Source organism: Sphingomonas sp. 10B4 (assembly GCF_035019905.1).
In the GTDB taxonomy this organism is placed as follows: Bacteria; Pseudomonadota; Alphaproteobacteria; order Sphingomonadales; family Sphingomonadaceae; genus Sphingomonas; species Sphingomonas glacialis.
Window position 1 is genome coordinate 1 of record NZ_JASJVC010000023.1, and the last position, 12,148, is coordinate 12,148.

The 12,148-nt window shown below is 65.5% G+C and carries 12 protein-coding genes and 1 tRNA gene; 7 read left to right on the forward strand and 6 right to left on the reverse strand.

What is annotated here, in order from left to right:
* Positions 1 to 22 precede the first annotated feature (22 nt).
* The 3 genes from QN347_RS08970 (at position 23) to QN347_RS08980 (ending at position 2,815) form a co-directional block, all read left to right on the forward strand.
* Complete coding sequence (locus QN347_RS08970; protein WP_323494016.1) at positions 23 to 904, forward strand: ferritin-like domain-containing protein; 882 nt, start codon at positions 23 to 25, stop codon at positions 902 to 904.
* Between the two features lie 356 nt (positions 905 to 1,260).
* Complete coding sequence (locus QN347_RS08975; protein WP_322160427.1) at positions 1,261 to 2,235, forward strand: lysylphosphatidylglycerol synthase domain-containing protein; 975 nt, start codon at positions 1,261 to 1,263, stop codon at positions 2,233 to 2,235.
* 61 nt (positions 2,236 to 2,296) lie between these two features.
* The gene (locus QN347_RS08980; RefSeq protein WP_322160429.1) at positions 2,297 to 2,815 is read left to right on the forward strand and encodes a hypothetical protein; all 519 of its coding nucleotides are present in this window, start codon (positions 2,297 to 2,299) and stop codon (positions 2,813 to 2,815) included.
* Here QN347_RS08980 and QN347_RS08985 read toward each other — a convergent pair.
* Positions 2,799 to 3,185, reverse strand: a complete 387-nt coding sequence (locus QN347_RS08985; protein WP_323494017.1) for a ModE family transcriptional regulator — start codon at positions 3,183 to 3,185, stop codon at positions 2,799 to 2,801. The genes QN347_RS08980 and QN347_RS08985 overlap by 17 nt on opposite strands.
* A 115-nt stretch (positions 3,186 to 3,300) precedes the next feature.
* Between QN347_RS08985 and QN347_RS08990 the strand changes: the two genes are divergently transcribed.
* A complete protein-coding gene (locus QN347_RS08990; RefSeq protein ID WP_322160430.1) occupies positions 3,301 to 5,352 on the forward strand; it encodes an NAD(+) synthase in 2,052 nt (683 codons plus the stop codon).
* A gap of 12 nt (positions 5,353 to 5,364) precedes the next feature.
* Here the strand turns inward: QN347_RS08990 and QN347_RS08995 are convergent, their stop codons facing one another.
* The 4 genes from QN347_RS08995 to QN347_RS09010 form a co-directional block, all read right to left on the reverse strand.
* Positions 5,365 to 5,805, reverse strand: coding sequence for a response regulator (locus tag QN347_RS08995; protein ID WP_189675445.1), 441 nt, complete (start codon positions 5,803 to 5,805; stop codon positions 5,365 to 5,367).
* Entirely contained in the window at positions 5,802 to 6,914 is a 1,113-nt protein-coding gene (locus tag QN347_RS09000) for a PAS domain-containing protein (protein ID WP_229839240.1), read from the reverse strand. The genes QN347_RS08995 and QN347_RS09000 overlap by 4 nt, the downstream gene beginning before the upstream one ends.
* A 142-nt stretch (positions 6,915 to 7,056) precedes the next feature.
* Positions 7,057 to 7,389, reverse strand: a complete 333-nt coding sequence (locus tag QN347_RS09005) for a DUF6481 family protein (protein ID WP_133189919.1) — start codon at positions 7,387 to 7,389, stop codon at positions 7,057 to 7,059.
* A 36-nt stretch (positions 7,390 to 7,425) separates the two neighbouring features.
* A tRNA-Ser gene (locus tag QN347_RS09010) sits at positions 7,426 to 7,515 on the reverse strand.
* A 147-nt stretch (positions 7,516 to 7,662) separates the two neighbouring features.
* Here QN347_RS09010 and hspQ point away from each other — a divergent pair.
* On the forward strand, positions 7,663 to 8,043 hold the full coding sequence (gene hspQ / locus QN347_RS09015; RefSeq protein WP_133189921.1) for a heat shock protein HspQ: 381 nt from the start codon (positions 7,663 to 7,665) through the stop codon (positions 8,041 to 8,043).
* Between the two features lie 119 nt (positions 8,044 to 8,162).
* Here the strand turns inward: hspQ and QN347_RS09020 are convergent, their stop codons facing one another.
* Positions 8,163 to 10,946: a TonB-dependent receptor plug domain-containing protein gene (locus tag QN347_RS09020; RefSeq protein ID WP_322160433.1), complete on the reverse strand. Its 2,784-nt coding sequence runs from the start codon at positions 10,944 to 10,946 to the stop codon at positions 8,163 to 8,165.
* 489 nt (positions 10,947 to 11,435) lie between these two features.
* Here QN347_RS09020 and rplU point away from each other — a divergent pair, with 489 nt between their 5' ends.
* Both rplU and rpmA read left to right on the forward strand, forming a co-directional pair.
* Positions 11,436 to 11,798: a 50S ribosomal protein L21 gene (gene rplU, locus QN347_RS09025; protein ID WP_133189923.1), complete on the forward strand. Its 363-nt coding sequence runs from the start codon at positions 11,436 to 11,438 to the stop codon at positions 11,796 to 11,798.
* 13 nt (positions 11,799 to 11,811) lie between these two features.
* Positions 11,812 to 12,084, forward strand: a complete 273-nt coding sequence (rpmA, locus tag QN347_RS09030) for a 50S ribosomal protein L27 (RefSeq protein WP_133189925.1) — start codon at positions 11,812 to 11,814, stop codon at positions 12,082 to 12,084.
* Positions 12,085 to 12,148 lie beyond the last annotated feature (64 nt).

A 12,148-nucleotide genomic window follows, 5' to 3' on the forward strand; every position in this document is an offset into this window, starting at 1 on the left:
AGATGTGTATAAGAGACAGTCCATGGCCCCCGCCGGCCCCGCCCCCGGCACGCGCGTTCCGCTCGGCAGCGATGCGCACAAGACCTTGTTCTGCCGCACCATGCTCGACACGCACGACCCCTATCGCCCCGCGCTGATCGACTGGCCGGTGATCGACGAGGAAACGCGCCAACGCATCGTCTCGCTGCCGATCTGGGATATCGCGGTCGCGACCGAGGGTCGCGCGGGCATGAACGTCAAGACGTACGGCGAGCAGATCGCCGATCCGTTGCTGCGCGACGCGATCGACATGAATGCGTATGAGGAGAGCCGCCACAAGATCGTGCTCGCCGACATGGTCACCTTCTACGGCATCGAGCTCCAGCCCGAGGAAGAGTATAAGCGCCCGCGCGATCCCGAATTCGCCTTCATGCGGACGGGCTTTTCCGAATGCATCGATAGCTTTTTCGGCTTCGGGCTGTTCAAGATCGCCAAGGACACCGGCTTCTTCCCCGAGGAACTGGTCGAGACGTTCGAGCCGGTGATGCGCGAGGAAGGGCGGCACATCCTGTTCTTCGTCAACTGGGTTGCCTGGCACCGCCGCACCATGCCGCTGTGGCGCCGACCGTGGTTCGAACTCAAGGTGTGGGCGGTGTGGATCGCGCTCATCTGGGAACGGATCGACATGGCCAAGGGCATGGGCGACGACAATACCAAGGCGCAGGAGAACAATTTCACGCTCAACGGTTCGAAGGAGCTTGGCGTCGAGATCGAATTCCCCGAGCTCGCAGCGATCTGCCTTGCTGAGAACGACCGGCGGCTGTCGGTCTATGATCAGCGGCTGATCCGTCCGAAGTTTGTCCCTGGCGCGATCCGGCTGGTGTTGCGCTTTATGGGAAAGAAGAAAGCTGTCACAGCGGCTTAACTCTTTCGGAGATGGCGATACGTGGCTGGGGTTGAAGGGTTCGCGCAGCGGCGCAGAGGCGCAGAGATAGTGCGGAAGCCGCGCGCGAAGCGTTTCCATTCCGCTCGGAAGAAGCAAGCGCGCTGCGCCACGAGCGCACCCCCTCCGCGTCTCCGCGTCTCCGCGCGAATCCTTCCCCGGCCAGACTATGCGGGCCCCATAGGGGCCCGCGATCCCGCCGCCCCAAACCCGTCACCCCGGCCCCGTGCCGGGGTCCACCGTGCCGCGCTCGCTCGGCCCGCAGGCCGCGCATCCCGGTGGACCCCGGGACAGGCCCGGGGTGACGAAGGTAGCCCAGCTCCAGGATCGGGCACACGATGAGCCGCTCCGCCCGTATCGGGCTCCTCCTCGCAACGATCGTCGGCCTCGCCGTTGCTGCGGGGACCGTCGGCACCGTCGGGATCGGGCAAGTCCTGGCCGCGATGGCGTCGATCGGCTGGATCGGCATGGCGACGTTCGTGCTCTGGTCGGCGGGCGTGCTCGGCCTGCTCGGCATGGCGTGGCTCGCGGTCGCGACCGACCAGCCGAGCGAGCGGCTGTGGCTGTTCGTCTGGGCGCGCACCACGCGCGAGGCGGCGACCGACATCCTCCCCTTCTCGCAGCTCGGCGGCCTCGTCGTCGGGGCGCGGACGCTCGCCGCGTTCGGCGTGCCACAGCCGGTGATCTACGCCTCGATGATCGCCGACATGACGACCGAGATGGCGGCGCAACTGATCTTTACGCTCGGCGGCGTCGCGGTGTTGCTGATGGTGCTGTCACACGCCCCGGTGCAACAAGGCATCGTCTCGCTCGCGCTCGGCGGGGTGGCGGCGATGATCGCGCTGATGCTGCTGTTCGTGTTCGCGCAGAAGCCGGTGCTGAAACTCGCCGGCTCGCTCGGTGCACGGATGCTCCCCGGATCGGTCGCGGCGATGGCGGCGGTGCGCGACCAGCTCGACGCGATCTATCGCGAGCCCAAGCGTGTCCTTCTCGCCTTCGCCTTCAACCTCGCGGCGTGGCTGGCGAGCGCCACCGGGGCGTGGATCGCGCTGCAGTTCATGGGCTCGCACGTCCCGCTGTGGGCGGTGCTGATGATCGAAGCGCTGATCTTCACGCTGCGCAGCGTCGCCTTCGCGATCCCCGGCGCGATCGGGGTGCAGGAGGCAGCGTATGTGCTGATCGGCCCGCTCGTCGGCCTGCCGCCCGCGACCGCGCTCGCGCTGTCGCTGCTCAAGCGCGCGCGCGACGTGATCATCGCGGTGCCGGCGCTGCTCGCCTGGCAGGTCGGCGAGGCGCGGCGCGTCGTCTCGTGAATTGCCCGACTTCTCGGGCGATCGTATAGCCCGGGCGATCCTCCGGCAAAGGCGACCCCCGATGCGTTCCCTGTTCCTGCTGTTCGCCCCCGTCCTCGTCGCCGCGCAGGCGGCGCCGATGGAGCACGCGCCCGAGACCTGCCCGACCCCCGCCGCGCCGCTCCCCGCCGAACTGGCGGCGTGGAAGACCGGCCCGAGCCTTGCCGCCGCGACTGATCGCACTACGCTCGCCCGCACGCGGCTGACGGTCGGCCGCCGCACCGAGCTGATGCTCGCGCCCGCCGACACCGTCCGCTATCCCTTCACCCCGTCTAAGCCGGGCGAGCCGACCAGCCTCGGCGGCATGGCGAGCTTCACCATCGCGCGCACCGGCACCTACCGCGTGTTGCTCGGCACCCCCGGGTGGATCGACGTGGTGAAAGGCCGCAAGGCGCAGACCTCGACCGCGCACGCGCATGGCGCGGCGTGCAGCGGCATCGCCAAGATGGTCGACTTCAAGCTCGTACCCGGTCGCTACGTGCTCCAGATCGCCGGCAGCAAGGCCGCCGCCGCGCCGGTGCTGATCACGCGTAGTCCCTGACCGGCGGCAGCGGCGCCGCGCGCAGCAGCGCGTCGAGCTCGGCCATCGCCCCGCTGCCTGCCGATTCGGCCAGCGCCGCCTCCAACGTGCGGTAAGCGACGAGCACCGCCGCCCCGGTCGGCGTGAGCGAAGCCCCCCGCCCCGCCCCGCCACCGGCGACGGTCTCGACCAGCCGCTCGACGAAACACCGGTTCATGCTGTCGACGAGCAGCCAGCTGCGCCGATAGCTCATCCCCATCGCGCGCCCCGCGCCCGAGATCGACCCCTCGCGCGCGATCGCGTCGAGCAGATCGGCCTTGCCCGGCCCCATCGCGAGCTCGTCGCCGCAATAGAGCTGCGCCTTGATCTTGAGGCGGCCGATCCGGCTCATCGCGCCAGCCCGAGGCGCGCGCGTACGCGGATCTGCATTGTCGAACCTCCTGGTGATGGCCAACCGACCGTGCAGGGTGTCGCTTTCAAAAGCAAAGCCCGTTAAGCGCTTGTGGATGGCGAAGGCGCACCCGTTCCATTCGATCCACAGCCACGGGCTGATCCGCGTCGGCGCAGCGACCCCGCGCGCGACCGTCGGCGATTGCGCCGCCAATGCCGCGGCGACGATCGCGCTCGCCGAGGACGGTCACGCCAAGGGCGCCGACCTGCTCGTCTTCCCCGAGCTCAACCTCACCTCCTACGCGATCGACGATCTCCATCTGCAGACCGCGCAGCAACGCGCGACCGAGGCGGCCATCGCCGCGGTGGCGGAGGCGACCACCAAGCTGCGCCCGGTTCTCGTGCTCGGCGCGGCGCTGGTGCGCAACGGCCGGCTCTACAATTGCGCAGTGGTGATGGCGCGCGGGCGGATCCTCGGCGTGGTGCCCAAGACCTTCCTGCCCAATTACCGCGAATATTATGAGAAGCGCTGGTTCGCGAGCGGCTCCGGCCTGCCGGTCAGCGACATCACGCTCGCCGGGCAGACCGTCCCATTCGGCACCGACCTGCTCTTCGCCGCCGATGATCTCGCCGATTTCGTGCTCCATGCCGAAATTTGCGAGGATTATTGGGCGCCGACCCCACCCTCGACGATGGGCGCGCTCGCCGGCGCGCTGATCTGCTGCAACCTGTCCGCATCGAACATCGTCGTCGGCAAGGCGCGCGAACGCGCGATGCTGTGCGCCTCGCAATCCGCGCGCGCGGTATGTGCTTATGTCTTCTCCGCCGCCGGCTCGGGCGAGAGCACGACCGATCTCGCCTGGGACGGCCAGGGCATGGTCCACGAACTCGGCGAGCTGCTCGCCGAATCGACGCGCTTCGGGCGCGAATCGGAGCTGGTGCTCGCCGATGTCGATGTCGGGCGAATCGCGCAGGAGCGGATGCGCGTCGGCACCTTCAACGATTCGGCGCGGCTCGCCGGCGACCCCGAGACGCGCTTCCGCCGCATCGGCTTCACGCACCAGCCCGATTTCGGCGACATCGGCCTGCTCCGCGACCAGCGCCGCTTCCCGTTCGTGCCCAACACCCCCGAGAAGCTCGACGAGGATTGCTACGAGGCCTTCAACATCCAGGTCGAGGGCATCCTCAAGCGCTTCGAAGCGGCCCGCGCCGAACGCCTCGTCATCGGCGTGTCGGGCGGGCTCGATTCGACTCACGCGCTGATCGTCGCCGCGAAAGCGATGGACCGGCTCGGCCGTCCACGCGACCATATCCTCGGCTTCACCATGCCAGGCTTCGCAACGAGCGACGGGACCAAGGACAACGCCTGGGCGCTGATGCGCGCGCTCGGCGTGAACGGCGCCGAGATCGACATCCGACCCGCCGCGCGCCAGATGCTCGGCGACATGGGCCACCCGTTCGCGGATGGCGAACCGACTTACGACGTGACCTTCGAGAACGTCCAGGCGGGCCTGCGCACCGATTACTTGTTCCGCCTCGCCAATCAGCGCGGCGGGCTGGTGGTCGGCACGGGCGACCTGTCCGAACTCGCGCTCGGCTGGTGCACCTATGGCGTCGGCGACCAGATGAGCCATTACGCGGTCAATGCAGGCGTCCCCAAGACGCTGATCCAGTTCCTGATCCGCTGGTGCATCCGCACGAACCAGTATGACGGCACGACCGACGCGATCCTCGAAGCGATCCTCGCCACCGAAATTTCGCCCGAACTGGTCCCCGCCGGGGCGGACGGCGCGATCCAGAGTACCGAGGCGCGAATCGGTCCGTATGCGCTCAACGATTTCTTCCTGCACCACGTCGTGCGCCACGGCATGGCGCCGTCGAAGATCGCCTTCCTCGCGCTCCACGCCTGGCGCGATGCGAACGCGGGCCGCTGGCCGCGCGATTTCCCGGCGGCGGGGCGAGTCGCCTACGACCTCCCGACAATCGCCGGCTGGCTCGAGAAATTTCTCCACCGCTTCTTCGCGACGAGCCAGTTCAAGCGCTCGGCGATTCCCAACGGCCCCAAGGTCTCGTCGGGCGGCGCGCTCAGCCCGCGTGGCGACTGGCGCGCGCCGTCGGACGGCACAGCGCGGGTGTGGGTCGAGGAACTGGCGCGCGGGCTGCCGTAACGGCGTCGGCGCTCAGCCCCAGCGTGTCTTGAGATGCGGCGAGGCGACGAGGCTCGCCGGACGCGGGATCGACGGTGGTGGATCGAACGCCCCGTCCGCCAGATACTTGATCGCGTTGACGACACCGGCATGCGAAAACGGCTTGGCGATGACACCGTGCGCGCCCGAGAAATCCGCCGGGATCTTCGAGACGTTCGCGGTCACGAAGATGATCAGCGTGTCGGGCCAATGCTGGCGGATATAGCTGCACACCTCGAAGCCGGTCGAATTGTGCGCCAGATGGAGATCGACGAATGCGAGCTGCGGATTGAGATCGTCGGGCAGCGCCTGAACGTCCTGCAGGCTGGCCGCCTCGGCGAGGACGCGATGCCCGCTATCCTCGATCATCGCCTCGATATCCATCGCCAGGAGCATCTCGTCCTCGACGACCAGCACGTCCATGGTCCGCGTCATGATCGCATCTCGGTCTTGGGGAAGGTGATCGTCACGCACGTGCCGGGCTTGGCGTCGCGCCACGTCGCCTCGGCATTGGCCTGCCGCGCGAGACGCGTGATCAGCGACGTGCCGATGCTCCGGCTCCGCTGGCTCGAGGGCATGCCAGGACCGTCGTCACAGATCTTGATGATCCCGTGATCCTCCTCGCCCTCGACCAACAGGCTCAAACTCCCCGACCGGCCATCGGCAAAGGCGTGCTTGACGGCGTTGGTCAGGATCTCGTTGAGGATCAGGCCGAGCGCCGATGCGTTCGCCGCATCGACGAACAGCGGTTGCGCCTTGATATCCAGATCGATGTCGCCCCGGCCGCTCGACCCCACCACGTCGGAAATCAGATTTTCCGCAAAGCTGCCGATATCGAACCGCGCGATATCGGACGATTGATAGAGCTGGCGATGCACCACCGCCAAAGCGTCGACGCGTTCGAGCATCGAATCGAGCTTGGCCGCGATCGACGGATCGTCGATCGTGCGGACTTGCAGGCGCAGCAGCGAGCCGATCATCGTCAGATTGTTTTTGACGCGATGATCGACCTCGTGGAGCAACAACGTCTTTGCCTCGAGCGCGGCGCGCAGATCGGCGGTGCGACGCTCGACTTCGCGCTCGACCAGCAGTTTCTGGTCGTTGATGATATTCTGCGCCTCGACGCGCTCGGTCACGTCGAACTGCGAGGCGAAGAAGAAGCGCACGACGCCATCGGCGTCTCGGACGGGCGACAGATACAGCGCGTTCCAGAAGGTCGTGCCGTCCTTGCGATAGTTCAGCAAGTCGACGTCGACGGCGTGCCCGTCGCGGACCGCCTCGCGGATTTCCGCGATCTTGGCAGGATCGGTGTCGGGCCCCTGGAGGAATCGGCAATTGCGACCGATGATTTCTTCGCGATCATAGCCCGTCAGGCGCTGAAACGCGACGTTGCAGAAAACGATCGGATTGTCGGGCTGTGCGGGGTCGGTGATGACCATCGGCATGCGCGTCGCGCGAACCGCAGCGGCGAACGGATCGCCGCGGCCGTGTTCATACTCGAGCACGTCGGTAAGATGCCAGTCGTCGCGTTGTCTCAAGATCACCTCCGGCGTCTAGCCGGATGGCTGCGCGCGGAATGTAACGTCAGTTAATAAAAAGCGTTCCTCACCAGCGCACTGGCGCAGACGCTATCGCGACATGCGGATCGCGTCGAACGGGGAGACGCCCCCCGTTCGCGCCGGACGCTTACTTGCGGCTTTTCCGCGCGGCGTAACGCGCGTCGCGCGCCGCCTTCTTGTCGATCTCGGCCTGGATCGCGGCCTGCTCGGCATCCTTGATCGCCTGCTCGGCGGCGGCGGCCTTGGCGAGCTTGTCGAGGCGGGCCTGTTCGAGCGCGGCCTTTTTCTCTTCGCGCTTCTTGGCTTCGGCCTCTTCCTTCGCTTCGCGCGCGGCGGCGCGGGCAGCGACGACGGCGGGATCGACCGGCGGCTTGGCCTTCAACTTCTCGAGGGCGCGCTGCTTGGCGTCGGCCGAGAGGGCGGCGCGGTCTTTGAAGGAAGGTTCTTTGTAGGATGCCATGTGGCGGGCTTTAGCCTTGTCTTGCAGATAAGGAAATGGCGGAGAGGGTGGGATTCGAACCCACGGTACCCGTGAGGGCACGCCGCATTTCGAGTGCGGTACATTCGACCACTCTGCCACCTCTCCGCGAGGTCATATGATGCCGTCTGTGAGGGAGACCCACGAAGCGGCACCGGTCGGTGAGCGGGGGCCACTAACGCAGTCGATCGGGGAGCGCAAGGCTTTGCCGCAGCATTCTCTTGTGCAGCGCGGAACAGGGCCTAAGTTAGACCCATGCACCGCACCCCGATTACCTCCCCGCCCTTCTCCGCCGAAATTCCGCTGGCGCCGATCAGCCACGCACGCTTCGCGATCGGCGACGTCGTGCGCCACCGCATGTTCGATTTCCGCGGCGTGGTGTTCGACGTCGACCCGGTCTTCGCCAACAGCGACGAATGGTATGACGCGATCCCGGAGAACATCCGCCCGCGCAAGGACCAGCCCTTCTACCATTTGCTCGCCGAGAACATGGAGTCGAGCTACGTCGCCTATGTCAGCCAGCAGAATCTGGTGCCCGACGATCTCGACGAGCCGGTCGATCATCCGGCGATCTCGGGGCTGTTCGGCGAGTATGAGGACGGCAAATACCCGCTGCGGCGCGAACACCGCCACTGATTCGCGCCTGCGCGTAACGAGGAGAAAGGGGCGGTGGATCGTGCGATCAGCCGCCCCTTTTCGTTGATCGTGTCGCAACCCAGGCCCGGGAGCATCGCTGCCCCCGGATCATGCTACCCTCAGTATTTGACGCGCAGGCGGGCGTAGTAGAACCCGCCGTTCATGCCGAACGGTCCGCCCGAGCGTGGATAGACCTGGCCGTCGTTCAGCCCGCCCGAAAGCGCATAGATCGGGTTGACCGGCGATGCCTTGATCTTGTCGGGGAAGGTGTTGAACACATTGTTTGCGCCCAACGTCAACGTGAAGTGCTCGGCAAAGGTGTAGCTGACGTCGAGGTCGAACAACGCCTTCCCCCCGAAGATCTGCGACGCCGGTGCCGTCGTTGCGCCGGCGGCCGGTGCGACGAGGTTGTACTCGAGCGCGTTCGACCATTCGCCGAAATAGTTGGCGCGCGCGTTGATCGAGAAGTCGTCGACCTGCCACCCCGCCGACGCGGTAATGCGGTGGCGCGGCGCGAGGTTGGCGATGTTATATTGCTGCTGCAAGCTGACCAGCGGCTGTCCGGTGGTCGTCAGCTTGATGTTCTTCGCCTTCAAATTGTTGTAGCTATACGCCAGCGTGAAGTTGATCGGCCCGCCCAGCAGCTTGGTGCGATAGTTCGCCACCGCCTCGATCCCCTTTGACGAGACGTCGAAGCCGTTGGTGAAATAGTTCACCACGCCGCCGAGACCGACCGACGCGAGCGCCGGCAGCGCCGTGATGTTCGCCGGGGTCACCGTGAAGTTCTGCGAGATGCCGATGCGGTTTTTGATCTGGATGATGTAGCCATCGACCGTTAGCGAGAGCGCGCTGGTCGGCTTCAGGACGATACCCGCCCCATAATTGGTCGACCGCTCGGGTTTGAGCAGCCCCGCGCCGTAGAATTGCGCGATCGCGCTCGACGTTGGATAGGTCCCGGTCTGCACCTGATTGCCGCCGAGGAAGTTCGTCGTCACGACCTGCGTGTTGTTCTGGCCCGGCGAAGGCGCGTGGAAGCCGTTGCCGACCGTAGCGCGCAGCGAGACCGCGTCGGTCACGCGGAAGAGCGCGTTCGCCTTACCCACCAAGACGCCGCCGAAGGTGTTGTAGTTTTCGTACCGGCCCGCAAAGCCGACCGTCAGCGCCTTGGTGATGTCGGTTTCGGCACCGACGTAGAACGCATAGCTTTTCTGGGTCGACACGCCCGCAAAGTTCGGGCTGGTGCCGCCATAGCCGCTGGCGGCCGGCGACTGGGTCGCGGTGACAGGCTGGACGGCGCCGTTGAGCAGGACCGGCACGCCGGCTGCATCGCGCACGATGGTGCGCTGGTACACGCCTGGCGCGACCAGGTCATAGAGTGGCTGCGATGCAAAGGGCCCTGCACCATAGGATTGCAGGTCACCGGTCGTCTTTTCATACCGCTCGCGGCGATACTCCGAACCGGCCGAAAGCACGATCGGGCTGTCGAAGCCGACTTCGAGCGGATAGGTGAAATCGGCGTTCAGCGTGATTTCGCTTTGGATCAGCTTGCCGAACTGAAAGCTCGTCTGGCTCTGCGGGCCGTAGGATGCCGACAGCGAGTTGTTCATCGACAGGTCGAGCGAGTTGCGGCTCAACGTCCCCGACAGGTCGTAGGTGAAGCCGCTGCCGGTCTTGCCCTTGAAGCCCAGCGTCCCATAGATTTGATCGACCTTACCGATGAACCGCGGCGTAAAGCCACCCGGATAGAGGCTCGCGAAACTGTAGGTCGCGCCGTTGTTCAGCGGGAATTGCGTCGACGCCGAATTGACAAAGCCACCCGTCGGGCAGGTCGCATTGCCTGCAGGGCAGGCCGTCGTGAAGATCGGGTTGAACGATCCGTTGCGGCTCAATGTCACAGTTGAGTTCGCCGTGCCATCGTTGCGAACGAACCCGCCATTCGTCTGCGACGGGCGATAGTTGAAGCTCTGGTTGGTCTCGCTATGCGCCAGGTTTCCGGTGAAATAGATTTGGCTCTGCGCGCCCACGTCGAGCGCCGCATTGGCGAACAGCTTGTAGCCATGGCCCGGCGAGGTTCCCCAGATCTGCGCCGGGTTCGGCACGGTGAGCGCGGGGTTGTTCGCCTGGATGGTGATCGCGCTGGCGCGCGTAACGCCGCGGCTGGTCTGGCCCTGGTCGTAATATTCGCCCGCAAGGCTGACGAAGCCACGTTCGCCGAGCTTCAGCCCACCATATCCCGAAAAGATCTTGCTTTCGCCGTCGCCGCGATAGGTCTGTCCGTAAAGCGCCTGCGCCTCGAAGCCGACGTCCTTGCGAATCGAATAGTTGAGCACCCCCGCCAGCGCGTCGGCGCCATATTGCGCGGTCGCGCCGTCGCGCAGCACTTGCAAATTGCCGATCGCGATCGCGGGGATGTTGCCGATGTCGGAGCCTTGCGACCCGAACGACAGCGCCGTGTCGGCACCGGTATAGACGTTGACGAGCGCCGAGCGATTGTACCGCTTGCCGTTGATCATGACCAGGATCTGGTCCGCCCCCAGGCCGCGCAGCGACGGCGCGCGCACGAAGGTCGATGCGTCGGAGATGGTGTTCTGCGGGACGAAGAAGGACGGAACGAGGTTGCGGACGGCGTCGAGCATGTTCACCGCCGGCTGCTGAGCCAGCTCGGCTGAGCTGATCACATCGATCGGCGATGCCGAATCGGTGACCGATCGATCGGTCCGGCGCGTGCCGATGACGACGATATCGCTCGGCGCTTCCTGCGCAACGGCGGCTCCCGCTGCGGTGGTCAGCGCCTGTGCCGGCGCCTCGGGCGCCGTGGCGGGTGCCGTGGCGGGTGCCGCGAACGCAGGTGATGCGCTCAGACCGGCAGCAAGTGCCAGCAACGAAATGGACTGTCTGGACATCACGGCTATTCCCCCTGTTTTGATAGATTTCACCTGAACCTACACCGTATCGTGCACCGCCCGGATTGGACGCGCACAGTCCCCCCTGCCGCTCAACCCGGCATTTACAGAAATACTATTCGACTTCAGACATGCGCTTCTTCAGCGAACACAGAGACTTCTGCGCCGCAGCCTGCACTGTGGAAACCATGCGCTGCTGGAGACTCTCCGGCACTCGTGCTGCGCCGGATTCGTCTTCGCCTCGTCTGTTCCGAATCGGATTGCGCCACAGGTCGTTTAGCGATGCAACATAAACTTCACGATCGGGCATCCACTCATCCAAAATAGGGCGATTTCGGCCCTACTATTGCGTTTGAGCAACGCTTTTGCAGCGCATCGCCCGCACCTCGGCGGTTGACAGCGAGCTCGCTCTCGCATAGCTGGCGCTTCTTTCCCGCGCTCGGCTTGCCGTTGCGTGGAGCACAGGTATTTTTGAAGGTGATGAGGGCCATGTTCGCAATCGTGCGCACAGGCGGCAAGCAGTATCGCGTTGCCGCCGGAGACAAGATCGTCGTCGAGAAGCTCGACGGCGAAGCTGGGGCGTCGATTACGCTCGGTGACATTCTGCTCGCGGGCGAAGGCTCGGAGATGGCATCGCTCGAGGGCCTGACGGTCACCGCAGAGATCATCGCGCAGGCGAAGGCCGACAAGGTCATCGTCTTCAAGAAGCGTCGTCGCCACAACTATCGTCGCAAGAACGGCCATCGTCAGCGTCACACGATCCTGCGCATCACCGCGATCGGCGACCATAAGGCAGCCGACAAGAAGTCCACCGAAGCAGCGGCGCCCGAAGCGTCGGCCGCTCAGGCGTAAGGAGTAATCCCAGATGGCACATAAGAAAGCAGGCGGCTCTTCGCGCAACGGTCGTGATTCGGCAGGCCGTCGCCTTGGCGTCAAGAAGTTCGGCGGCGAAGCCGTCATTCCGGGCAACATTCTCGTGCGTCAGCGCGGCACCAAGTTCTACCCCGGCGTCAATGTCGGCATCGGCAAGGACCACACCCTGTTCGCGCTGACCGAAGGTCGCGTGACTTTCCACCAGGGCAAGCTCGGTCGCAAATTCTGCTCGGTAGAGATGCCGGCAGCGATTGCCGCTGAATAACATCGGGTAACCGGACGGGTTGCCCACCAGGGCGACCCGGGACCGCGCAAGCGGACCGAACAAG